The sequence below is a fragment of the Sorangium sp. So ce836 genome (assembly GCF_028553905.1).
GTDB classification, from domain to species: Bacteria; Myxococcota_A; Polyangia; order Polyangiales; family Polyangiaceae; genus Sorangium; species Sorangium cellulosum_D.
On record NZ_CP102233.1, the window covers coordinates 2,601,479 to 2,625,550 of the forward strand.

Below are 24,072 nucleotides of genomic sequence, written 5' to 3' on the forward strand. Positions count from 1 at the left end.
GCCCTCAGGGGGCGGCCTCGCCGGGCGGCTTGTACTCCGTGATCCGGCCGGTCGCGACGAAGCCTACCTGGGCGTAGAGGCCCAGCCCGTCGGCCGATGCCTGCAGGATGGCCAGCCGGAGCCCGGCCGCGCGCGCGTCGAAGAGCGGGCGCAGCGTCAGCGCGCGGCCGATCCCCCGCCGCCGGTGGGACGGGAGGGTCGAGATGTTGTACAGGCCGGCGACGCCGCCTCCGACGGCGAGCTCCGAGGTCGCCACGGGCGTGTCGCCGAGGTAGCCGACGTAGAGCCACAGCGGCGCGTCGTCCGACAGGAGCGCCGGGGCGGCCATCTCGTAGAACTGCGCCACGTAGGGATCGGGCGGGGTCCAATTGGCCGCGAGGAGGCGCGCGAAGTCGCGCAGCTGCGCCGGGGTCCTGACGCGCGCGATCTCGAGGCCGCGCGGCGGCGCGGGATCGGCGCGGAGCGCGTGGAGATCGGCGGCCATGGCGACCTCCGACTCGGCGGCCTCGAGCCCCGCGGCGCGGAGGAGATCGCCGAGGTTCTCCGGCTCGTCCGCGGGGCCGACCCACCACGAGAAGGGGCGGCCGGCGCGGCGGAAGTGGTCGATGGCCTGCGCCGCGCGGGCCGCTGCCGTGGCGGCGTCGAGGCGGGCGCGGAGGACGAAGTTGAAGGTGTCGCAGGGCAGCCCGGAGTCGACGAGGACGAGGCCGGCGTCGCGCTCGACGTGGGCGCCGGGGAGATGCTCCTGCGCCCAGCTCGAGTGGACGGCGAGGTTGTCGTCCGCGGCCGCCGCGAGCTGCTTCGCCGGGATGCCGGCAAGCGAGGTCGTGATCATGGGGGCCCTTCATGACACGAAACGACGGGGGCGCGCCATGTCGTGCTGTCCCCGCAGCGGCATGGCTGCGGGGTTGAGTACGGTACGAGATGAAGCGGGAAGGATGAAATACTACTCGCCGAGCCTTGTGCCTTCAGCCGTGGTGCACGGCCCGCAACACCCACGCGCCCGTTGCGCTAGGATGCCGCCGTGTACCTCCGCGAGATCCACATCCGGAACCTCAAGCTGCTCCGCGATCTGCGGCTGTCGTTCACCACCTCCACCGGCGAGCCGCGGATGTGGACCGTCATCGTGGGCGAGAACGGCCTCTGCAAGACCTCCATCCTGCAGGCGATCGCGCTCGCGGCCAGCGGCCCCGACCGGGCCAACCAGCTCGCCGACATCCCGTCGCTGCCGGACCGGCGGCACCCGGACGAGGCTCTCGAGATCGCAGCCAGCTTCGCGTTCGGGCCCCTGCCCGAAAAGCGCTCGCGCATATACCCGGGCTGGAGCGGCAAGCTGGGCCAGCCGCCGAAGTTCCTGCGGAGCCGACTCAGCCTGGCGCCCAAATGGAAGGTCTTCGTGGGCTCGTCCGATTACGGGGATCCCTCTGCGCATCCACAGGAAGACCTCGATCCGACGCTCAACGCCGACCCGGGCCCCCTGCGCGAAGCCCGCGCCATCGGCGCGCCGTGGTGGTTCGTGGCCGGGTACGGCGTCAACCGGCGCCTGCCTAAACCGCACGGCGCAGCCCGTCCGGACGATCCGACGCTGAGCCGGCTCGACTCCCTGTTCGACGGCGCCCCCATCCTCGGCACCGGATTCGCCGACATCTTCCAGGACCTCGGCATCGACCCGGCCCGCTACGCCGAGATGCTGTCCGATGCCCTCTTTCGCCGCTCCCGCCTGCTTCCGCGCGTGCGCGGGCTGGAGCTCCGGCGCCGCGGCGGGGTGAAGAGCGCCGCCGACCTCGTGGAAGCGCACCTCTTCGAGCTGCGCTCGGGCTCCTCCACGTTCAAGCTGCCCGCGACGTGGCTGTCCCACGGCTACCAGGGGCTGATCTCCTGGATCGCGGACCTCATCGGTCAGATCGTGGCTGATACTCAGATGCTGGCTACGAGGTCGAATGACGGTGCCCTCGTGGATCCCTCGGAGAAGAGCGGCCTCGTGCTCATCGACGAGATCGACCTCCACCTGCACCCGAGCTGGCAGGCCGAGCTGGTGCCGAAGTTGAAGAAGGTCTTCCCGCGGATGCAGTTCGTGGTGACCACCCACTCGCCCATGGTCCTCCCCGGCTTCGCGAAGGACGAGATCATCCGGCTCGGCCGCAACCGGGACGGCGACGTGATCGCCCGGAAGACCGGCGAGTCGCCCGCGCTCATGACCGGCAGCGAGCTATACGAGGAGTTCTTCGGGATCGATCGCCTCTACCCGACCGACCTCGGCGAGGCCGCGCAGCGGTACGGCCTGCTCGCGAACGACCCTGGCCGATCGGATGCGGAGGAGCAGGAGATGGTCGCGCTGCGGCAGAAGCTCCGCGCCGCCGGGGTCGAGCCCGAGTGGGAGCCCGTGTCCCGCACCAGGGCGAGGGAGGGGCGGCCAGCGAAGAGGGCGCGGGGCCGGTGATCCGCGTGGACCGAGGCCCGAAGCCGGAAGGGCTGGAGGCCATCCGCAAGGTGGAGGTGAAGCGGCTCGAGGCCATCGTTCGGGACGCGCCACCGACGGCGAAGGACTTCGGCAACCGGTACAACATCGCTCGCTGCGACCTCTGGAAAGCGCAGGGACGGACGTGCTGCTACTGCGAGCGGCGCGTCGACCGCCTCTACAACGACGTCGAGCACTTCCGGCCCAAGACCCGCGCCTACCGCGGCGGGGACCGCCCCACGTACGGCTACTGGTGGCTGGCGTGGACGTGGGAAAATCTCCTCTTCGCCTGCCCAAGATGCAATCGAAGGCACAAGAAGAATAAATTCCCCCTCAGCCGGGGGAGCCGCATCCTGCCGGTGGGTCACAGCCCACCGGGGCCCGAGCGAGCCCTCCTCGTCGATCCTGCGGGCAGTGACGATCCGATGGATTACATCCAGTTCTTGCCGTTTCACCAGGCGGGGAAGAAGACGAAATGGATCCCCGTGGCTCGCGGCGGGAGTCGCAGGGGCAAGAGGACCATCCAGGTCCTCAAGCTCGATCGCCCCGCGCTCGTGACCGACTACGGAGATCACGTGTCCGACCTCGTCGATCATCACGTGAAGGAGATTCGCGAGGCCATCCGCGCTGGAGACGGCCGCGCCGCTGCGAGGGCCTGGCGAGCCGCCCTGAAGAAGCTGTTCTATCCGCGTCAGGCGTTCAAGGCGCTCTCCCATGACGTCCTGGACCATCACTTTCCGCTGGGGATCCGGCAGCGGTGGGGCCTCGAGCTCTACCGGCCGTGATCCAGGGTGGGGAGCTCTCCTGACGACCCACCCGAGGAGCGACCGTGTCGCGCTCCGGGGGACGCAGGGCGGCCGATACGGCCGGGTTGCCCGGGCGTGGGACGCGGGCGCGCCGTCTCAGGCGCACGACGCCCCAGGCGCGATGCGGGCGAACGCCACGACACCCTGGAGGCGTGTGCCACCGGTGCCCACCTCCCGCCGGCCCGGGGAGTGCTGCGTGGAGGGAGGGGGACCCCATGAGCGGCACGACAGACATCGTTCGCCTTGCGCATGCGACGCGCAAGCGCGGCGGCGACCCTCCGGTGTCGGAGGTCTCCGGCGTGATTCTCGTCGACAACATCGCCTATGAGAAGCAAGTGCTCATCCACTACCGCGACGCCACCGGCGAATGGCGCGATGCTCCGGCCAGGTATGATTCCGCGCCGCCGTGGGGCTCTCCCGAGCGGTGGGTGTTCTCCGGCATCCTCTATCCTGCCGATTATCCGGAGCCGGCGCGGTTCGCGGTTCGGTACCTCGTCGCCGGGCGAGAGTACTGGGACAACAACGGACGGCACGATTACCTGCTGGATCCAGAGGGGATCGTGTTCGGCGACGCGCAGCTCTTCGGCGTCGATCGTCTCCAGCGCATCGTCGAGTTCGTGGGCTGGCGATACCACATGGATGTGATCCGGCTCGAGGAGTCCATGCCGATCTTCGGGCGCGGCCACATCTCGCGATACAAGGTCACGATCGGGCGAAGCATGGGACCAGGCCGTTATGCTCATGCGCGCTGCGTGGGCCTTGCCGTTCGCGGGGCCGACGTCAGCGTCCTGAGCTACACGGCGTGCGAATCCATTCCGCCGGTCGAGCTGGTCAGCCCTTGAGCAAGGGGCCCCCCGGGCCGGCGGAGCCACCCCCGCGAGGCCACGGCGCTCAGGAGAGCGCCGGATGCGGCTGATCCGTCGGAATGGTGAATGTCACGCGCCGCCAGCACCGGCCTCGCCGCCAGCGCCGGTCGCGCTGGTCGCGCCGGTCGCGCCGCCAGCGCCGGTCGCGCCAGTCGCGCCGCCAGCGCCGGTCGCGCCGGTCGCGCCAGTCGCGCCGCCAGCGCCGGTCGCGCCGGTCGCGCCGGTCGCGCCGGTCGCGCCAGTCGCGCCGGTCGCGCCGGTCGCGCCGCCAGCGCCGGTCGCGCCGCCAGCGCCGGTCGCGCCGCCAGCGCCGGTCGCGCCGCCAGCGCCGGTCGCGCCGCCAGCGCCGGTCGCGCCGCCAGCGCCGCCAGCGCCGCCAGCGCCGGCCGCGCCGCCTGTGCCAGCGCTGCCGCCCGCGTCGGAGCCGCCCGGGGGACCCAAGATCGGGCCCGGGCTGATCACCCCCCCTCCCATCGAGGCAAGATCATAGATGCGGTCCGTAGAGAAATAGATGCCGATCGGTTTGAGCACGACACCCGAGGCCACGACAGGGCTGCTCCCTGGCGGGAGGACTCCCCAGCTCCAGCCGCCGACGTTGACGAGATCCCAGGTGACCCTCTGGAAGACGGGATACGCCGAAATCCGCCCAAACGCGGCCGTGGGGACGAAGTAGGACGTGCTGGCCTCGACCGTGACGCTCGCGGTCACGCTGAATCCAACCGCTGCGGAGATGTCTTCGCTCGAGAGCGTACAGCCTCCCGGCAGGCCCAATCCCGGCATGCCCGAGAGGGGCTGAGCATTCGAGGTGTTGCCGTTGCCCGGCGTGCCCGAGGAGGGCTGAGCATTCGAGGTGTTGCCGTTGCTCGGCATGCCCCAGGGAGGCGGGTAGCCCGAGGTGTTGCCGTTGCCCGGCATGCCCCAGGGAGGCGGGTAGCCCGAGGTGCCCCCGTTGCCCGGCATGCCCCAGGGAGGCGAGGTGCCCGAGGTGTTGCCGTTGCCCGGCATGTCCCAGAAAGGCGGGTAGCCGGAGGTGCCGCCGTTGCCCGGCATGTCCCAGAAAGGCGGGTAGCCGGAGGTGCCGCCGTTGCCCGGCATGCCCCAGGAAGGCGGGAAGTCCGTGGGCGATCGAGAGCCCGGCGTACCCGGCGTGCCCGGCGCGCCCACCACGCCCGGTAGGCCCGGTATGCCGGTCACCGGCACGCCCGGCAGACCAGGTATCTCCGGCTGGGCGCCGATGCCAGGGATGAACGTCGTGCCCGGAAAGGGCTGCGTTTCCGGGGGCGTGAAGGTGCCCGTGCCGGTCCCCGTGACGTTCACGGAGGGCTCCACGCTCGCCGACACGGCGGCGTCGAGGATCCGCGGGCCGAACCCCTCCGACACGGTGAGCAGATGGGCGGGATCTTCCCAGTGGTACGTCTCCGGGGAGACGAGCACGTTCGCGATCATCAGGCCGGAACAGAGGGCCCCACGGGCCTCGCCGACCCCGGCGTGCGCGCTGCCGGGACCCGCGATCCCAGGCGCCTCGCGCGCGCCCACGCAGGTGAGGGACGGAGTGAGCAGCATCGCCGTACAGAGCGTGATTCTTACGTCAGGTGCAAACATCTACGCTCTCCAGGTTGCGGTCGGAACCGTACATGGCCTGCGCCGCCCAGGCTCGACGAGCGCGCAGGGGCAACGGAGCCCCCTCGGCGTCCGACGTCCCGGGCGACCGTCTCCTCCTGGAGACCGGCGGGCAGGCGCCATGGGCCGTTGACGAGATCCAGCGAGCGCCCCGGGACCGGGGCGCTCGTCGGGCTCGATGAGCACAGCGTGTCTATGCGGCGACCCTCGATGCAAGAAGCGGGGAATGACCGGGCAAGCTCGCATGTGGGCGCCGCGCCGAGATCCGGCGCAAAGGATGGTTACGATGGACTGCCGCTTGCCGCCCTCGCCGTGCGCGTGAGCGGCGCGCACAAGCGGCCGGATCGGAGCTGCCCGGGCCGCCACCCGTGCCCGTGCTCGACGCGCAAGAGAGGCGAGTGTGAAGAGGTCTGCGGTTGTAGGGGCCGCGCTGCGCGCGGTCGTCGCGGTTCACGCCATGGCCGCCTGCTCGTCCGGCGTCGACCTTCCCGGAGACGGTGAGCCCGTCGAGCCCCCGGCGCCCTCGCTCGGCGTCGCGACACCGAGGTTGAGCGGCTACGGCTGGGAGGCCATCCGCCTGAACGACTTCAACTTCGACGGCATGGGGGATATCCTCTGGAACAACAAAGAACAGAGCCTGATGGCCATATGGCTGATGGAAGGAGACCGGCTCCTCGCGCCGGGACCGTTCATCCCGGGACCGGTCGGCGATGGATGGATGGCGGCCAACGCGGGCGACTTCAACTTCGATGGCATGTCGGACGTGATCTGGTGGAACGCAGAGCAGAATCTGGTCGCGATCTGGCTGATGAATGGAAGCCAGCTGCTCGCGCCGGGGCCGGTCATCCCGGGGCCGCTCGGCCGCGGGTGGGAGGTGCACTCGGTGACCGATTTCAACCTCGACGGGATGGCGGATGTGCTCTGGAACAACCCCCAGCAGAACCTGATCACCGTCTGGCTGATGGAGGGCGACCACCTGCTCGACCCGGGGCCGTTCATCCCGGGACCGCCCGGCGAGGGGTGGGTGGCGCCGACCGCGCAAGACGTCAATTTCGACGACATGGGCGACGTGTTCTGGAACAACATCGATCAGAACCTGATGGCCGTGTGGCTGATGGAGGGCACGCACGTGCTCGTGCCCGGGCCGGTGATCCCGGGGCCGCTCGGCCCGGGCTGGCGCATCGTCACCTCGGAGGACGTCAATTTCGACAGCATGGGCGACGTGCTCTGGAACAGCCCCGAGCAGAACCTGATGGCCGTGTGGCTGATGGAGGGCACGCACGTGCTCGTGCCAGGGCCCGCGCTCCCGGGGCCGCTCGGCAGCGGCTGGGAGGTGCTGCCCGGCACCGACGTGAGCTTCGACAACCTGGGGGACGTGCTCTGGTACAAGGCCGGGACGAACCAGGCGGCGGTCTGGCTCATGGAGGGCACGCAGCTGCTCGCGCCAGGGCCGGTGATCCTGGGTCCCTACGACCCCGACTGACCCGCGCGCGCTGTGAGCACGGCCCCGCCGTGCCTGCGCGCGGCTCGCCGTCGACGGGCGGGCGGTGCTTCCAGAGCATCGCGACCGCGGCCACCATCATGGCCAGGAGGAAGATCACCGCCAGGATCTTCGTCGGAATCAGCGCCGAGTGAATCTACTCAAGATTCGGACCCGAGGGCGATTCAGCCGAGCTCGACCTCGATCGGCAGCACATGACTGATCATCCCGTCCCGCAAATCCCGGTCACGCTCCATCGGCTGCGTCCGGCCGCACGCGTCGCTCGCCCTCGCCATGAGCGTGCACCGCCCGGGCTGCGCGGGCGCCTGCCATGCGATCTCCCACCTTCGCCACGTGTACGGCGACGGCTCGTCGAGCAGCCGCGCCTCGAGCCAGCTCGCGCCCCCATCCGCGCTGAGCTCCACCCGCGTGACCGCGGCGTCGCTCGACCAGGCCGTGCCGTGCACGTGCACCGTCGACCCCGCGCGCACGCGCTCGTGCGGCGCGGGCCGCGCGATCTGCGCCTTCACCTGGAGCTCGCCCACCGGGACCAGGCTGGGGAGCCCGTGCCGGCGCTCCCAGCGCGCGTAAGTGAGCGTCTGGAAGTAGCCCTGGAACGGGCGATCCACGACCACGATCCGCCGCAGCCATTTCACCGAGGCCATCGCGTACCAGCCGGCCACCACCGCGCGCACCGGGAATCCGTGCATGGGCGTCAGGGGATGTCCGTTCATGCGATGGGCGAGCAGCACCTCGGCGCGCGAGGCCTTCTCCAGAGGCAGGCTGCGCGCAAAGGCGATGGGCCCCGGCGTGCTCGGCTCGGGATCGCGCGGCTCGCCCTGATCCGCCCCGACGAGCACCACCTCGCGGGCGGAGGCCTCGATGCCGGCGCGCTCCAGGAGCGGCCAGAGCGGCGTGCCCGTCCACTCGATGTTGCCCACGGCGCCCAGCTCCCACGGGAGGCCCGCCTCGGGCGGCGAGAGGAAGAGGCGTCCGTTCCCCGAGCACTCGAGCAACGCGACGAGCGTCCGCGAGGGGAGCCCGCAGAGCTCGTCGTAGGCGAGCTCGAAGGGACGCTGCACCGCTCCCTCGATGGAGACACGCCATGTCGCCGCGTCGGCGTGCGGCACGTCGAAATGGCTGCGGACATAGAGTTGCTCGACGGGCGTGAGGAAATCGCGCACGCCCGAGAAGGGCATCTCCAGGTTCTCCGGGTCCCTCTGCCGGGTGATGAGCCCTGGCACGGCCGTCGCCGTCGCTCCGCGCTCGCGCTCCTCGTCCGTCATGAGCGTTTCCTTCCGGGCAGATCGTGCCCGGTGATCGAACGAGCAAGGCGGATTCAACGGGCGTGCCGAGGGCGCCCGGCCTCATCGGCCGTGAGGCGCGCTGCGGGGCCGTGCTGATCGCGGGTCCCGGCGACGGCGGCTGGCCGGAAGGCGCGGGCCCGCGGCGCGGTCGAGGGGGCCTGGGCGTCGGGATGCGCGATCTTGATACCTGGACGGCATGCCCTGAGGGGATCTTGACGCGCCAAGATCTACCTTGCCGGTATCGCCGATCGACCTCCATCCGCAGAGCACCGCCATGAAGTCGCCGAGCAGAGCCGTGGCCGCCGCGCCCTTCAGGGCGCCAGCAGAGGATCACCCCCGGATCCCGGAGGACGACCCCCGGATTGACGCGGATCTCGCCCCCATCTTCCTGCTCACCTGGCTCACCTGCACGGTCACGACGGTCGGGTCGGTCGCGCGCGGCGAGACGTTCGGCGGCGCGGCCACGCTGGCCGCGCTCGCCGCGCTCCTCGTGCCCTACCTGCTCGGAGACTGGTTACGGCCGCGACGGCACAGGTAAAGGTTGCCGCGCCCCGGGGATCGCTCGGACCGCTCGACCCCATGACCGGTCTTGATGGTTTCTTGACGACGCGCCTCCCTGGATTGACAGCCTCTTGACCTGAGGGGCACTACCTTCTGCCCCGCTCGATCGCCGCGGGCGCCGGAGCGCCCGATGAGGTCGCCATGGACATGGTCTACCTGGGATTGACGCTCCTCTGTTTCTCGCTGTTTGCTGGGCTCATCCGGCTCTGTGAAAGGGTCTGAGCGCCATGACTGCGTTCACCTGGATCTCGGGTGTCCTCGCCCTCGGTCTCCTGGTTTATCTGATCTTCGCCCTCCTCAGGCCGGAGAGCCTGTCATGACCGCCAGCAACGCGCTTCAACCAGCGCTCTACCTGGCCGTCCTCCTCGGCCTCTCCGCCCCGCTCGGCGCCTATATGGCGCGGGTCTACCAGGGCGAGCGCGGCATCATGGCGACGGTCCTCGGGCCCATCGAGCGGCTCATCTACCGCGCCGCGGGCGTGCGCGCCGACCAGGAGATGCGCTGGCAGGACTACGCCTTCGCGGTGCTCGCGTTCAATCTGGCCGGGCTCATCGTCCTCTATGCCCTCCAGCGGCTGCAAGGCGTCCTGCCCCTGAACCCCGAGGGCATGGCCGCCGTCCCGCCCGATCTCGCCTTCAACACCGCCGTGAGCTTCGCCTCCAACACGAACTGGCAGGCGTACGGCGGCGAGTCGACGCTCAGCCACCTGACGCAGATGGCCGGGCTCGGGGTGCAGAACTTCGTGTCCGCGGCGACCGGAATGGCCGTGCTCGTCGCGCTGATCCGCGGGATCACGCGGAGGACCGCGGATACCGTCGGGAGCTTCTGGGTCGATCTCGTCCGGAGCACCCTGTACATCCTCCTGCCGCTCTCGCTCGTGCTCGCCGTCCTCCTCGTGTCCCAGGGGGTCGTGCAGGGCTTCGGCGCGCACCAGGGCGCATCGCTGCTCCAGGCCGCCAAGGATCAGAGCGGCGATGCGGTCGTTCATCAGGTGATCCCGATGGGCCCCGCGGCCTCGCAGATCGCGGTCAAGCAGCTCGGGACCAACGGCGGCGGGTTCTTCAACGCGAACTCGGCGCACCCGCTCGAGAATCCGACGGCCCTCTCGAACTTCCTCGAGATGCTCGCGATCCTGCTCATCCCCGCCGCGCTCTGCCACACGTTCGGCCGGATGGTCGGCGACCGGCGCCAGGGCTGGGCCGTGCTCGCCGCGATGACGGCCATCTTCGCGGTCCTCCTCGTCGCGTGCATCGCCTCGGAGCAGGCGGGCAACCCCGCGCTCTCCGGCCTCGGCGTCGATCAGGCGGCGAGCGCGCTCCAGGCCGGCGGCAACATGGAAGGGAAGGAGGCGCGCTTCGGCGTCACGAGCTCCGCCCTCTGGGCGACCGCCACAACGGCGGCCTCGAACGGCTCGGTGAACGCGACGCACGACTCCTTCACGCCCCTCGGCGGGCTCGTGCCCCTCTGGCTCATGCAGCTCGGCGAGGTGGTCTTCGGCGGGGTCGGCTCCGGCCTCTACGGCATGCTGATGTTCGTCATCATCGCCGTCTTCGTGGCCGGCCTGATGGTGGGGCGCACGCCGGAGTACCTCGGCAAGAAGGTCGAGGCCTTCGAGATGAAGATGGCCTCGCTGGTCGTGCTCTTCCCGGCGATCACCGTCCTCCTCGGCACCGCCGTCGCGGTGATGACCGAGGCAGGGCAGAAGGGCGTGCTCAACCCAGGTCCGCACGGGTTCAGCGAGGTGCTCTACGCGTTCTCGTCCGGCGCCAACAACAACGGCAGCGCCTTCGGCGGCCTCGGCGCGAACAGCCCGTTCTACAACACCGCCATCGGCGTCGCGATGCTCATCGGCCGCTATGCGGTCATCGTCCCCGTGCTCGCGCTCGCGGGCTCGCTCGCGCGGAAGAAGCTCGTCCCGGCCGGTCCGGGCACGCTGCCCACGCACACGCCGCTCTTCGTCGCGCTCCTGACAGGCACCGTGCTGCTCGTCGGAGCGCTCACGTTCGTCCCCGCGCTCGCGCTCGGGCCGATCGTCGAGCACCTGGAGATGACGCGATGACCTTGAACCTTCATTCCGGCGCCGAGGCGATCGAGAGGCGCGGCGCGCCCGCTCCTCCTCCCCCCGAGCTGTCGCCGCCGCCGAGGTCGCGCCACCCGTCGCGCGACGTCGAGGGGAAGAAGACCGCCGCGAGGCCGCTCCTCGAGCCGGCGATCCTCAGGCCGGCGATCGCCGCCGCGTTCCGCAAGCTCGACCCGCGCCACCAGGTGCGCAACCCGGTGATGTTCGTGGTCCTCGCCGGGAGCGCGCTCACCACGGCCTTGTTCGTGCACGCGCTCGCCGGCCAGGGCGAGGCGCCGGCCGGGTTCATCCTCGCCATCTCGCTCTGGCTCTGGTTCACCGTGCTCTTCGCGAACTTCGCGGAGGCCGTGGCCGAGGGGCGCGGCAAGGCGCAGGCCGACGCGCTCCGCAAGGCGCGGCGCGACGTCGAGGCCGTGAAGCTCGCCTCCCCGGAGCGCGACGCGCCGCGGACCACGGTCTCCGCGTCGAGCCTCCGGAAGGGGGACCTCGTGCTCGTCGAGGCGGGCGCGATCGTCCCCGGCGACGGCGACGTCGTCGTCGGCGTCGCCTCGGTCGACGAGAGCGCCATCACCGGCGAGAGCGCCCCGGTCGTGCGGGAGAGCGGAGGCGACCGGAGCGCCGTCACCGGCGGGACGCGCGTCCTGTCCGACTGGCTCATCGTCCGCATCTCCAGGAACCCTGGCGAGGCGTTCCTCGACCGCATGATCGCGATGGTGGAGGGGGCGAAGCGGAAGAAGACGCCGAACGAGATCGCGCTCGACATCCTGCTCGCCGCGCTCACCATCGTCTTTCTCCTCGCGACCGCGACCCTGCTGCCCTACTCGATCTTCGCCGTCCAGCAGACGGGGCAGGGGACGCCGATCGGCATCACCGTGCTCACGGCGCTGCTCGTGTGCCTGATCCCGACCACGATCGGCGGGCTGCTCTCGGCGATCGGCATCGCCGGCATGGACCGGATGATCCAGGCGAACGTGATCGCCACGTCCGGCCGCGCCGTCGAGGCCGCCGGCGACGTGGACGTGCTGCTGCTCGACAAGACCGGCACGATCACGCTCGGCAACCGGCAAGCGACGGAGCTCATCCCGGCGGACGGGGTCGAGGCGAGGGCGCTCGCCGACGCCGCGCAGCTCGCGTCGCTCGCCGACGAGACCCCCGAGGGGCGCAGCGTCGTCGTGCTCGCGAAGGAGAAGCACGGCCTGCGCGAGCGCGACCTCGGGGCCCTCGGGGCCCGCTTCGTCCCCTTCTCCGCGCAGACCCGGATGAGCGGCGTCGACTACGGCGCGCGCGAGATCAGGAAGGGCGCCGTCGAGGCGATCGAGGCCCACGTCAAGGAGAAGGGCGGCGCGGTCCCGGCCGCGGTCCGCGCGGTGACCGAGGCCGTCTCCCGCAAGGGCGGCACGCCGCTCGTGGTCGTCGAGGGCGGCGCGGTGCTCGGCGTCATCCACCTCAAGGACATCGTGAAGGGCGGCATCCGGGAGCGCTTCGGCGACCTGCGGCGCATGGGGATCAAGACCGTGATGATCACGGGCGACAACCCGCTCACCGCAGCGGCCATCGCCGCCGAGGCCGGCGTCGATGACTTCCTCGCGCAGGCCACGCCCGAGGCCAAGCTCGCGCTCATCCGCGAGTACCAGGCGGGCGGCCGGCTCGTCGCCATGACCGGCGACGGGACGAACGACGCCCCCGCGCTGGCGCAGGCGGACGTCGCGGTCGCCATGAACACCGGCACCCAGGCCGCGAAGGAGGCGGGGAACATGGTGGACCTCGACTCGAACCCGACCAAGCTCATCGAGATCGTCGAGATCGGCAAGCAGCTCCTGATGACGCGGGGCGCGCTGACGACCTTCAGCCTGGCGAACGACGTGGCCAAGTACTTCGCCATCATCCCGGCGGCGTTCGTCTCGACGTACCCCGCGCTCGGGCGGCTCAACGTGATGGGGCTCGCCACGCCGCGGAGCGCGGTGCTCTCCGCGGTGATCTTCAACGCGCTCATCATCGTCGCGCTCATCCCGCTCGCGCTCCGGGGCATCCGCTACCGGTCCGTCGGCGCGGAGCGGATGCTCCGCAGGAACCTGCTCGTCTACGGCCTGGGCGGGCTCGTCGCGCCGTTCGTGGGCATCAAGCTCATCGATCTCCTCCTCTCCGCCCTCGACCTCGCCTGATGACCCAGGGAAGGAACGCTATGCTCGCGCACCTGCGACCCGCCCTCGTCCTCTTCGCCGTCCTCACCGCCGTCACGGGGGTCGCCTACCCGCTGCTCACGACGGCGATCGCGCAGGCCGCCTTCCCCCGGCAGGCGAACGGCAGCCTCGTGATCGCGGACGGCCGCGTGGCCGGCTCGACCCTGCTCGGCCAGCCGTTCGACGATCCTCGCTATTTCTGGGGGCGCCCCTCGGCGACGAGCCCCGTGCCCTACGCCGGGCAGGCCTCCGCCGGGAGCAACCTCGGGCCCACGAACCCCGCCCTGGCCGAGCTGGTCAAGGCCAGGATCGACGCGCTCCGCGCCGCGGATCCGGAGAGCGCCGCGCCGGTGCCGGCCGACCTGGTGACCGCCTCCGGCAGCGGCCTCGATCCGCACGTCAGCCCCGCGGCGGCGGCGTACCAGGTGCGCCGCGTGGCGCGCGCGCGCGGCCTCCCCGAGGACCAGGTGCGCCGGCTCGTCGCGCGGCACACCGAGGGGCGGCTGCTCGGGCTCCTCGGCGAGCCCCACGTGAACGTGCTCCTCCTGAACCTCGCCCTCGACGGCGCCCGCTGAGGAGGGCGCGCGCTTTGGCGGACGCAGGCGACGACCGGCCGGATCCCGAGGCGCTGCTCGCGGCGGCGCGCGAGGAGGAGGCGCGCGAGCGGCAGGGCAAGCTCAAGATCTTCTTCGGCGCCGCGCCCGGGGTCGGCAAGACGTACGCGATGCTGAAGGCGGCGCGATCGCTCCGCGACGAGGGCGTCGACGTCGTCGTCGGCTGGGTCGAGACGCACGGCCGCGCCGAGACGGAGGCGCTCCTCGATCAACCTCCGCGGTTGCCCCGCCTCTCCGCGATCGAGGTCGAGCACCGAGGCAGGGCGCTGCGGGACTTCGACCTCGAGGCCGCGCTGAAGCGCCGCCCGAAGCTCCTCGTCGTCGACGAGCTCGCGCACACGAACGCGCCGGGGCTCAGGCACGCGAAGCGCTGGCAGGACGTCATGGACCTCCTCGACGCCGGGATCGACGTCCACACCACCGTCAACGTCCAGCACATCGAGAGCCTGAACGACGTGGTGGCGCAGGTGACCGGCGTCGTGGTCCGGGAGACGGTGCCCGACTCGATGATCGAGCGCGCCGACGAGATCGAGCTCATCGACCTCCCCCCGGACGACCTCCTCGAGCGCCTGCGCGAGGGCAAGGTCTACCTCTCGGAGCAGATCGAGCGAGCGGCGAGCAGCTTCTTCCGCAAGGGCAACCTCATCGCCCTGCGCGAGCTCGCCCTGCGGCGCACCGCCGAGCGCGTGGACGACCAGATGCGCGGCTACATGCGCGCCCACGGGATCCAGAAGACCTGGGCCGTCGCCGAGCGGATCGTCGTCTGCGTGGGCCCGAGCCCCATGTCGGCGCGGCTGATCCGGGCGACGCGGCGGATGGCCGGCGGCCTGAAGGCCGAGTGGCACGCGGTCTACGTGCAGACGCCGGCGCAGGCGCGGCTCTCGCAGGCCGACCGCGAGCGGGTCGACCGGCACCTCGCGCTCGCCGAGCGCCTCGGCGCCGTCCCGGCACAGCTCCACGGCGCGGAGGTCGCCGCGGAGGTCCTGCGGTACGCGAGGCGCCACAACGTCTGCAAGATCGTCGTCGGCAAGCCGACCCACCCTCGATGGAAGGATTTCGTCTACGGCTCGCTGCTCGACGATCTCGTGCGCCAGAGCGGCGACATCGACGTCTACGTCATCCAGGGGACGGCGGAGGCTCCGAAGCCGGATCCCGGGCCGCCGGAGCGGCGCCCGGCCAGGCCGCTGGCCTACGCCTTCAGCGCGGGCGTGGTGGCGCTCTGCACGCTGGCCTCGTGGCTCATGCACCCGTTCTCCGATCGGGCGAACCTCATCATGGTGTATCTGCTCGGGGTCGCCTTCGTCGCGAGCCGCTTCGGCGCCGGGCCGTCGGCGCTCGCGTCGGTGCTGGGGGTCGCCGCCTTCGATTTCTTCTTCGTAAGGCCGTACCTGACGTTCGCGGTGGGCGATTTCGGGTACCTCCTCACGTTCGCCATCATGCTGGGGGTGGGCCTCGTCATCGCCAGCCTCACCGCGCGCATCCGCCGCCAGGCCGCGAGCGCCAGCGAGCGCGAGCAGCGCACCGCGGCGCTCTACGCGATGAGCAAGGAGCTGGCCGCCCTGCGCGGGATCGACGCGCTCGGCCTGGCGGCGGCGCGCCACGTGCGCGACGTCTTCGACGCCGACGCGGCCGTCCTGTTGCCTGGCCCCGACGGGCGGCTCGCCGTCCGCGCGGGCACGGCCGACGATCTGGCCGCGAGCGCGCCGGAGCTGGCGGTCGCGGAGTGGGCGTACGCGCGCGGCAAGGCCGCGGGCGCCGGGACCGACACCCTGCCGAGCGCGGGCGCGATGCACTTGCCCCTCCAGGGCTCCTCCGGGCCGATCGGCGTCCTCAGCGTCCGCCCGCGCCCGCCGTCGTCGTTCCTCGACCTCGGCCGGCGCGAGCTGCTCGGCGCCTTCGCCGCGCAGACGGCGCTCGCGCTGGAGCGCGCACTGCTCGCGCGGGAGGCCCAGCGCGCGCAGCTCCGCGCGCAGGCCGAGGAGCTCCGCAACGCCCTCCTCAGCTCCGTCTCGCACGATCTGCGGACGCCGCTCGCCACGATCACCGGCGCCGCGGGCGCGCTGCTCGACGACGAGGACGAGGGGGCGGCGCTCGACCCGGCCGTCCGGCGCGATCTGACGCAGACGGTGCTGGAGGAGGCGCGGCGCCTCGAGCGCCTCGTGCGCAACCTGCTCGACATGACGCGGCTGGAGTCCGGGGCGCTCGCGGTCAAGAAGGAGTGGCTGCCGCTCGAGGAGGTCGTCGGCGCCGCGCTGAACCGGGTCGAGGAGCACCTCGAGGGCCGGCATGTCTCGATCGAGCTGGACCGGGCGACAGGGCTCGTCCCGATGGATGGGGTGCTGATGGAGCAGGTGCTCATCAACCTGCTCGAGAACGCGCTCAAGTACTCGCCGGCCGGCAGCCCGATCGCGATCCGGGGGTTCACCGAGGGGAGCGTGGCGGTGCTGGAGATCAAGGATCGCGGTCCGGGCATCGCGCCCGGCGAGGAGGAGGCGATCTTCGAGAAGTTCTACCGGGGACGCGGTCAGGGCCGGCAGGGGCTCGGCCTCGGCCTCACGATCTGCCGCGGCATCGTGGCCGCGCACGGCGGGCGGATCACGGCGGAGAACCGCCCCGAGGGGGGCGCCATCTTCCGTGTGGTGTTGCCGATCGAGGGCCGCCCTCCCGATCTTGCCGGCCCGGAGCTGCCCGCGGCTGCGGGCGGTTGATAACGTGGCAGAGAGAATGTCGGACGCCTCCCCCCTCGTGCTGCTGATCGAGGACGAGCCGCAGATGAGGCGGTTCCTCCGCGCGATGCTGGCGGCCCGGGGCTATCGGCTCGTGGAGGCGGAGACGGGCGGCGAGGGGATCGCCCAGGCGACGACGCGCAATCCGGATCTCGTGCTCCTCGATCTGGGGCTCCCGGACATGGATGGCCTGGAGGTGACGCGGCGGCTCCGCGAGTGGAGCGCCGTCCCGATCATCGTGCTCTCGGCCCGCGGACAGGAGCAGGACAAGATCGACGCCCTGGACGGCGGCGCCGACGATTACCTGACGAAGCCGTTCAGCGCGGGAGAGCTCCTGGCGCGGTTGCGCGTGGCGCTGCGCCACGCCGCCCACGCGGCGCGCGGGGCGCAGGCCGAGAGCGCGGGCTTCAAGGTGCAGGACGTCGAGGTCGATCTCGCGCGCCGGGTCGTGCTGCGGGCGGGCGAGGAGGTCCATCTGACGCCGATCGAGTACAAGCTGCTGACGACGCTGATCCGGCACGCGGGGAAGGTGCTGACGCACCGCCAGCTCCTCGGAGAGGTATGGGGCCCGGCGTATGCGGGGCAGACGCATTACCTGCGCGTCTACATGGCGCAGCTCCGGCACAAGCTGGAGCGCGATCCCGCGCGGCCGCAGATCCTCATCACGGAGCCGGGCGTGGGCTATCGGCTGAAGGGGGGTTGAGCCGACGCCGATCGCGATGCGTCGCGGGCGCCTGCGACAACAGGTCGCATTTCCAAGGAATGGCGGCCCTACTAGAGTGTTCGAGCTTTCCTCGGTGGAGGTGCTTGAGATGAAGAGGGTGTTCCAGAGCTGCCTGCTCGTTGCAGGCTCGTTGTTCGCCGCGACCGCCGCCCGCGCGCACATCTCCGTGTCGGGCCCCGCGTTCGCCGGCGCCACCCACGAGGCCACCTTCGGTGTCGGCCACGGCTGTGACGGCGCGGACACCTACCGGGTGAAGGTCCAGATCCCAACCGGGGTGACGTCGGTCCGGCCGCTGGACAGCACGTTCGGCAAGGCCGTCCTGGAGAAGGACGCCGAGGGCAACGTCACCGCCGTCGTCTGGACCAAGCCCGTTGAAGACGTGCTTCCGGCGGACACCAGCTATTACAAGCTGACCGTGCGGTTCAAGGTCCCGGACGCGCCGTTCAAGACGCTGTTCTTCCCCACCACCCAGACCTGCCGCACCCCGGATGGCACAGAGACCATCGCCGAATGGGTGGATACCTCCGGCGAGCACGGAAACCACGACGCGGACGCGGGCACCCCGACCACGAATCCAGCGCCGTCGCTGACGGTCCTTCCGCCGCGTTCACCCGGGTGGAACAAGTACACGGTGAACGAGCATGTCCACGACTTCGCTGTCTTCAAGGACGCGCTGATCGTCTGGGCGGGGAAGGCGGCCTACAGCCCCAATCCGAACACGCAGAGCCTGATCACGACCGAACCGGATACAGAGGTGCTGACGGCGATCCATCCCGGCACCGAGATCTGGGTCAAGTACTGAGCGGGGAGCCAGACGATGCGAGCCTGGCTCCTCCTGATCGCCGCCTGCGCGCTCTGCGCCTGCACCGACGACACGCGCCCGCTCCCGCCCGTTCCGGGGAGCGACGCGGGCGACAGCGGCAAACCCGACGCCGATGGCAAGACCGACGCCGGCGGCCAGCCCGACGCCGGCGGCGATCTCGACGCCGGGCCGGACGCGGCGTCACCGGCGTCGCCGCTCGAGCGCCCGCCCGAGCTGCCGCGGCCGCCCACCGGCAGGCTGCCGGACGACCTGAAGCCGCCGGTGCGCTAGCGCCGCGCCGTCACTCGGAGGGCACGAATCGCAGCGACGCGATGCGCACCAGCTCGCCCGCGCCGCCGGTCGCCTTCAGAAAGACCTCGTGGGTGCCCTCGGTGGGCTTCACGTCGCACGTGGTGGTCTCCCACGCTTCCCAGTCGCCCGTGTCGGGGATGTTGCAGGTGCCGATGGCCGAGCCGCCGGCCAGCGGATCGATCCAGACCTCCACGGCGCCGCCTTGGCCGGCGCTCGAGGCCTTGAGCTGGATCGCCTTCGCGTGGAGGCCGCCGCTGCCCAGGTCGACGCTGCCGTACATGGCCCAGTCGCCGTTCTCCAGCCCGTCCAGCACCGTACCGGCCGACTTGCTCGACGCGACGTCGGTGCCCGACTGCTGGTTCGCCTCCGCGGCCGGGATCCAGGTGAACCCGTCCCGATACGTGAACAGGTCGAAATCAGCGCGCTTGTTGGTCGCGAACATGCCAGCCTGGTTGCCGATCCAGGTGTGGGCCATGGCGTAGAAGTTGTCGAGCGTGGAGACGTCGATCTCGGGGCCTACCTGCGTCCACTCGATCCGATCGGCGCTGAACCAGCCCGTGGCCTTGTGGCCGGTGCGGACCAGCTTCAGCCAGATCGTGTCGCCTTCGGGGGCCGGCGCCGATCCGCCCACCACGACGGGCTCATCGAGCTCGGTGTACGCGCCCCCCTCCTCGACCGGAGGCTTCACCGAGCGCGAGCGGAAGGAGAACCGGATCCGGTCCTTCTTGTCCTCCATGACCCGCGCCACGGAGACCTCCAGGATGGCCGGGAGCATGAAGCCCTCTCCGCTGGCCATCCACGTCGGCGCCGCGAGCACCTGCTCGTCCTCCCAGTAGCCGTTGCCCACGTGGAGGCCGGCCGCGTCGCCCTCCGCCTTGGGCTTGAACTGCAGCTTCACGGTCATGCTGCTGGAGTGCAGCGTGTCCTTTTGCACGACCCGCGTGGTCTCCCCGGCGCCCGGCTCGATCCGCAGCCAGCCAGCGCGGTCGGTCACCGAGTACTTGTCCTCCGACCGGCCGAAGGTGGTCCAGGCCGGGTTGATCGTGTCCGACGAGAACTCGTCGTTCACGGGCACCAGGAACGGCACGCCGCTCGGCGGCAGCTTGGGCGCCGGCAGCTCGCGCCCATCGAGCGTGAACTTGGGGACCGGGATCGTCTCCCCATCCACCTGCTGCTCGTCCCAGGTCACCTGCAGGAGGATCCCTTCGCGGCCGAGCCCCTGCCACTCGCCGTTCTTCCAGTCCTGGGTGCCCACGCCGGTGCAGTCGTAGGAGTGGGCGAACGCCCACCAGGTGCCGTCCTCGAGCTCGATCGGAGCGGTGGTGTGCTGCACGCCGGCGTACGGCTCCTTGCCCGTCAGGACATAGCCGAGCCAGTGCCAGTCCTCGGGGGCGCTGCCGACCAGCTTCTTCGACGCCCAGGCGTGCAGCTGGCCGCCGCAGGCCGTGTGGGTCGACACGAAGTAGTAGTACCAGTCGCCGCGCTTGGCCATCGTCGGCCCCTCGGCCCACTTGCTGTAGTCGGGGTTGGTGAAGTCCCCGCAGCCTCCGGTCTGCTGGTCCCAGTTGATGAAGCTCAGATCGATGGTCGACTCCGGCAGCAGCATCCCGGTCTTGGGGTCGATCTCCGTGACCAGGTTGATGCCGAAGTCGTTCGGGTGATCGGCGTCCCATTTGCACAGACCGTTCTTGATGATCATGAAGGTCTTGCCGCTCTCGGGATCGACGAACACCGAGTTGTCGGAGCCGGTCCCTCGCTCGTACGCGGTGTCGCTCCCCGGCGGCGTGTAGGGGAAGACATCGACCTTCTTGGGCTTCGACCAGGGGCCCTCGAGGCTCGGCGCCGAGGAGAAATACTGCGTGGCGCCGATCGCGTAATAGACCCGGTACACATCGCCGGCCTTGACGATGAAGCCGCCCCACGTGCCCTGGCCAGGGCCGGTCTGCTCGTCCAGCGCGGGCGCGGTCGAATCGACCGCCCGGGTCACGCGCTCCCAGCGCACGAGATCCGTCGAGCGCAGGATCTCGAAGGCGGGCATCGTGTGGAAGCTCGACCCGACCAGGTAGAAGTCGTCGCCTTCCCGGTAGATGTTCATGTCCGGGTGGTCGCCGGGCAGCACCGGGTTCTGGTACGTCGTCGGGCTGAACGCGGCGCCGAACGTGGCCGTCAGCGTCGCGCCCTCGCCCATGGTGAACGTCGCCGGGTTGTCCAGCCCGGTGTCGGCGCCGCTCCAGCCCAGGAAGTTGCGTCCCGGAGCGGGCGTCGCGGTCACGGTGATCACGGTGCCCGGCTCGTGCATGTAGGTCCCGGGCGGCGGATCGGTCGTCCCGTCGCCCGTCGCCTCGATCGTGAGCGGATACGGAAGGGGCGATATCCGCTCGTCAACTCCGCAGGAGACGGGCAGGGCGGCGATGAGGAACACCGCCGTCATGGAAGCGATATGTCTCTTCATTGTCATGTCCTAGTCGGCGCTGAGCCGGTTCGTGCTCGGGAGCGTCTTGCGTCGCCCCGGCAGGATGAGGCCGCAATCGGCTGTGAGCGCTCACAAGGTGGATGCTAGTGGGATGGCCGCCGGAGTGGAAGCCCGATCTCCGCGGCGCGCCATGCACCCCGATCACCGAAGAGATCCCGATCACCGACGAGATGCCGGGTCAGACGGTCCGGCCACCCGGTCACGACCGCGGTCCGGCGCCAGCGTCCTCTTGACGCGCCGCTCCGGAGGCGCCTCGCCAGCGTTGCCTCTCCGCGGGCCCGAGAATACCCGCGTTTCCGCCGACGAGAGTTGACACCGACAATGTGAGCGCTCACAATGCGCGCCCTCACGCTGGGGAGGCGCCTCGTGGAACGCTGCCGGTGAGGGCCCGAACCACGGCGGCGCCGATCACGGCTGGCCTGCGTTCGCGCCCACGTTCCTCTGGAGCCTGTTCTCGACCCATTGAGAATCCTGACTGGCCCGGCGGTGCCCGGCGCACGATGCCTGCATCAACCAGCCGGGGGAGCGTGGCGGACGACCCGTGATCGCCCGGGCCCCGGCGATCAGCAGTCCGTTGGAGAGGTGGTGTCGCGATGAGTCGATCTGCACTGGGCTTGAGCGTTTTTTTCACCGTAGGCGTGACGATGGGGCTACCCGCTTGCTCGTCGGATCCGGATCCCGTCGACCCCGGCGCTTCCGTGTCGTCCGGCGCCTCCACGAGCGGCGGCACCACCGCGGCATCGACGTCGGCGGGATCGACGTCGGCGGGATCGACGTCGGCGGGATCGACGTCGGGCGAAGGAGCCGGCGGGGGCGGGGGCGCGGGCACCGGCGGCACGGGCGGCGACTCGGCCGGTGGCGGCGGCTCGGCGGGCGCCGGCGGCGGCGGCGGCTCGGTGGGCTGCGGCAAGGCGGTGACGCGCCCCGACCCTCGCACGCAGCAGACGCTGACGGTCGGCGGCGTGACGCGCTACTTCCTGATGTACGTGCCGGAGAACTACGATCCGAGCAAGCCGCTGCCGCTGGTCTTCGGTATCCACGGCCTGAACATGAACAACGTGTGGGCCGCGCACGACAGCAGCGGATTCCAGCTCATCCAGGAGACCCACGACCAGGCGCTGCTCATCTACCCGCAGGGGCTGCCGGCGAACGGGCAGTCCACGCCTCCGAGCACCCAATCGCAGTGGGGCACCGCAGACTCCAACTGGGGCGGTCCGCCGCCGAGCGCAAATCCGGCGCGCCTCTCGGCCGACCTGGCGTTCTTCGACGCCATGCTCGAGCACGCCAAGTCGAACTACTGCGTCGACACGACGCGCGTCTTCGCGGTCGGGTTCAGCCAGGGTGGTTTCATGACGAACACGCTCGGCTGCGAGCGCTCTTCCGTGTTCCGCGGCCTCGCTCCGGTCGCCGGGTGGGGCCCCAACGCATCGCAGCCCATGTGCAGCGACGCGAGCGCCGCGCATGCGCTGATTCAAACGCAAGGCGACACCGACGGGACCGTGACCCCCGCGCTGGGACAATCCACCCGCGACTTCTGGCGCGGCCGGAACGGCTGCCAGGCGACAACGATGCCGTCGGCGACCTTCGGCAACTCGTGCGTCGAGTACCAAGGCTGCAAGGAGGGCCTGCCGCTCGTGTACTGCACGCACCCCGGCGGCCACTCCGTACCGTCCGGCGCGGGCGGGCGAGCCTGGCGCTTCTTCCAGTCGCTCGAGTGAGCCGGCGCGCGCCGCCGGGGAGATCGCCCGGGCAGGCGCCGGCGCGTCGCGGCCGGTTGATCCCGGCGCGCTCCCGGGGTGCGATCGCTCCCCCGCGATGCGCCAGATCCTCCACATCGACATGGACGCGTTCTTCGCGTCGGTCGAGCAGCTCGACGACCCGTCGCTGCAGGGCCGCCCGGTCCTGGTCGGCGGCGCCTCGCGGCGCGGCGTCGTGGCGGCCGCCTCCTACGAGGCGCGCCCCTCCGGCGCCCGCTCGGCGATGCCGATGGCCGAGGCGATCCGCCGCTGCCCGCAGGCGATCGTCGTGCCCCCGCGGCACGCCCGCTACGCCGAGGTGAGCGCGCAGGTCTTCGCGATCTTCCGCCGCTTCACCCCGCTCGTCGAGGGCCTGTCGCTCGACGAGGCCTTCCTCGACGTGACCGCGAGCCGCGCGCTCTTCGGCGACGGCGTCGCGATCGCGGCGCAGATCAAGCGCGCTATCCAGGGCGAGATCGGGCTCACCGCCTCGGCCGGGGTCGCGCCGTGCAAGTTCGCCGCGAAGATCGCGAGCGATCTGCAGAAGCCCGACGGCCTCGTCGTCGTCCCCGACGACGTCGCCGCGTTCCTCGCGCCGCTGCCGCTCGAGCGCATGTGGGGCGTGGGCCCGCGCGCCGCCGAGCGCCTCCGCGCGGCGGGGCTCGCCACCATCGGCGACCTCGCGCGCTGCCCGGCGCCGCGCCTCTCCGAGCTCCTCGGCCCCGCGTGGGGCGAGCACGTGCGCCTCCTCGCGGCCGGCGTCGACGAGCGCGCGGTCGTCCCGGGCCGCGTCGCGGAGTCGATCGGCGCGGAGGAGACGGTCGAGGAAGATCTCCGGGGCAGGGAGCCGATCGAGCGCTGGCTGCTCGAGCTGTCGGGCCGCGTGGCGCGGCGCCTGCTCAAGGCGGGCCTGTCCTGCCGCGCGGTGGCGGTGAAGCTCAAATACTCGGATTTCACGCTGCGCACGCGGCAGGCGAAGCTGCCCGAGCCGGTGGCGGACACGGACTCGATCTACGCCTGCGCGCGGGGGCTGCTCTCGCGGTTCGACCTGTCCCGGCCGGTGCGGCTCGTCGGCGTCGCCGCCGGCGATCTGACGAGCCAGACCGCCGGCCCGACCCTGAGCCTGTTCCCGGTCGCCTCCGAGCGCCGCCGGCGGCTCGAGGGCGTCGTGGCGGAGGTGGCCGAGCGCTTCGGCGGGAAGGGGCTCACGCGCGCGGCGCTCCTGGAGCGCGGGCCGCCGGGCCAGCGCGGCGCGGGCGCCGGCTCGGGCAGGCGCGGGGGCGCGCGGGAGAGCGGCGCGCGGGAGAAGAAATAGGCCGCGGAGCTC

19 protein-coding genes are annotated in these 24,072 nt (G+C 71.2%); 15 read left to right on the forward strand and 4 right to left on the reverse strand.

The genetic code is table 11. From position 1 onward, the window contains the following. Positions 1-4 precede the first annotated feature (4 nt). Positions 5-835, reverse strand: coding sequence for a GNAT family N-acetyltransferase (locus NQZ70_RS09320; RefSeq protein WP_129573906.1), 831 nt, complete (start codon positions 833-835; stop codon positions 5-7). Between the two features lie 189 nt (positions 836-1,024). Here NQZ70_RS09320 and NQZ70_RS09325 point away from each other — a divergent pair, with 189 nt between their 5' ends. The 3 genes from NQZ70_RS09325 (at position 1,025) to NQZ70_RS09335 (ending at position 4,106) form a co-directional block, all read left to right on the forward strand. Further along, positions 1,025-2,440: an AAA family ATPase gene (locus tag NQZ70_RS09325; RefSeq protein WP_129573907.1), complete on the forward strand. Its 1,416-nt coding sequence runs from the start codon at positions 1,025-1,027 to the stop codon at positions 2,438-2,440. After that, on the forward strand, positions 2,437-3,243 hold the full coding sequence (locus tag NQZ70_RS09330; protein ID WP_129573908.1) for a hypothetical protein: 807 nt from the start codon (positions 2,437-2,439) through the stop codon (positions 3,241-3,243). The genes NQZ70_RS09325 and NQZ70_RS09330 overlap by 4 nt, the downstream gene beginning before the upstream one ends. Positions 3,244-3,479: 236 nt before the next feature. Next, entirely contained in the window at positions 3,480-4,106 is a 627-nt protein-coding gene (locus tag NQZ70_RS09335) for a hypothetical protein (RefSeq protein WP_129573909.1), read from the forward strand. Between the two features lie 93 nt (positions 4,107-4,199). Here NQZ70_RS09335 and NQZ70_RS09340 read toward each other — a convergent pair whose 3' ends face one another. Further along, positions 4,200-5,693 (reverse strand): hypothetical protein, encoded by a 1,494-nt coding sequence (locus NQZ70_RS09340; RefSeq protein ID WP_207217787.1) that lies wholly within the window; start codon positions 5,691-5,693, stop codon positions 4,200-4,202. Between the two features lie 457 nt (positions 5,694-6,150). Here NQZ70_RS09340 and NQZ70_RS09345 point away from each other — a divergent pair, with 457 nt between their 5' ends. After that, positions 6,151-7,233 carry a VCBS repeat-containing protein gene (locus NQZ70_RS09345; protein WP_237245171.1) on the forward strand — a complete coding sequence of 361 codons (1,083 nt, stop codon included), beginning with the start codon at positions 6,151-6,153 and terminating at the stop codon, positions 7,231-7,233. Between the two features lie 182 nt (positions 7,234-7,415). Here NQZ70_RS09345 and NQZ70_RS09350 read toward each other — a convergent pair whose 3' ends face one another. Then, the gene (locus NQZ70_RS09350; RefSeq protein ID WP_129573910.1) at positions 7,416-8,516 is read right to left on the reverse strand and encodes a sulfite oxidase; all 1,101 of its coding nucleotides are present in this window, start codon (positions 8,514-8,516) and stop codon (positions 7,416-7,418) included. 295 nt (positions 8,517-8,811) lie between these two features. Between NQZ70_RS09350 and NQZ70_RS09355 the strand changes: the two genes are divergently transcribed. From NQZ70_RS09355 to NQZ70_RS09395, 9 genes are all read left to right on the forward strand, one after another. Continuing rightward, positions 8,812-9,075, forward strand: a complete 264-nt coding sequence (locus NQZ70_RS09355) for a hypothetical protein (RefSeq protein ID WP_129573911.1) — start codon at positions 8,812-8,814, stop codon at positions 9,073-9,075. 250 nt (positions 9,076-9,325) lie between these two features. Next, the gene (gene kdpF, locus NQZ70_RS09360; protein ID WP_129573912.1) at positions 9,326-9,418 is read left to right on the forward strand and encodes a K(+)-transporting ATPase subunit F; all 93 of its coding nucleotides are present in this window, start codon (positions 9,326-9,328) and stop codon (positions 9,416-9,418) included. Next, positions 9,415-11,157 (forward strand): potassium-transporting ATPase subunit KdpA, encoded by a 1,743-nt coding sequence (kdpA, locus tag NQZ70_RS09365; protein WP_129573913.1) that lies wholly within the window; start codon positions 9,415-9,417, stop codon positions 11,155-11,157. The genes kdpF and kdpA overlap by 4 nt, the downstream gene beginning before the upstream one ends. Beyond that, complete coding sequence (kdpB, locus tag NQZ70_RS09370; RefSeq protein WP_207217788.1) at positions 11,154-13,340, forward strand: potassium-transporting ATPase subunit KdpB; 2,187 nt, start codon at positions 11,154-11,156, stop codon at positions 13,338-13,340. Before kdpA ends, kdpB begins: the two co-directional genes overlap by 4 nt. Positions 13,341-13,360: 20 nt before the next feature. After that, on the forward strand, positions 13,361-13,933 hold the full coding sequence (gene kdpC, locus NQZ70_RS09375; protein ID WP_129573914.1) for a potassium-transporting ATPase subunit KdpC: 573 nt from the start codon (positions 13,361-13,363) through the stop codon (positions 13,931-13,933). 14 nt (positions 13,934-13,947) lie between these two features. Beyond that, positions 13,948-16,680, forward strand: a complete 2,733-nt coding sequence (locus NQZ70_RS09380; RefSeq protein WP_129573915.1) for a sensor histidine kinase KdpD — start codon at positions 13,948-13,950, stop codon at positions 16,678-16,680. A gap of 16 nt (positions 16,681-16,696) precedes the next feature. After that, positions 16,697-17,401, forward strand: coding sequence for a response regulator (locus tag NQZ70_RS09385; RefSeq protein ID WP_129573916.1), 705 nt, complete (start codon positions 16,697-16,699; stop codon positions 17,399-17,401). Between the two features lie 109 nt (positions 17,402-17,510). Next, positions 17,511-18,224 (forward strand): YcnI family protein, encoded by a 714-nt coding sequence (locus NQZ70_RS09390; RefSeq protein ID WP_129573917.1) that lies wholly within the window; start codon positions 17,511-17,513, stop codon positions 18,222-18,224. A gap of 15 nt (positions 18,225-18,239) precedes the next feature. Next, entirely contained in the window at positions 18,240-18,515 is a 276-nt protein-coding gene (locus NQZ70_RS09395) for a hypothetical protein (protein ID WP_129573918.1), read from the forward strand. A 10-nt stretch (positions 18,516-18,525) separates the two neighbouring features. On the opposite strand, the gene NQZ70_RS09400 is transcribed toward NQZ70_RS09395, so the two are convergent. Further along, complete coding sequence (locus NQZ70_RS09400) at positions 18,526-20,988, reverse strand: family 43 glycosylhydrolase (RefSeq protein WP_237245172.1); 2,463 nt, start codon at positions 20,986-20,988, stop codon at positions 18,526-18,528. Between the two features lie 665 nt (positions 20,989-21,653). On the opposite strand from NQZ70_RS09400, the gene NQZ70_RS09405 reads away from it, so the two are divergent. After that, entirely contained in the window at positions 21,654-22,727 is a 1,074-nt protein-coding gene (locus NQZ70_RS09405; RefSeq protein ID WP_237245173.1) for a PHB depolymerase family esterase, read from the forward strand. 97 nt (positions 22,728-22,824) lie between these two features. Continuing rightward, positions 22,825-24,060 carry a DNA polymerase IV gene (locus NQZ70_RS09410; RefSeq protein WP_129573920.1) on the forward strand — a complete coding sequence of 412 codons (1,236 nt, stop codon included), beginning with the start codon at positions 22,825-22,827 and terminating at the stop codon, positions 24,058-24,060. The last annotated feature ends 12 nt before the right edge of the window (positions 24,061-24,072 follow it).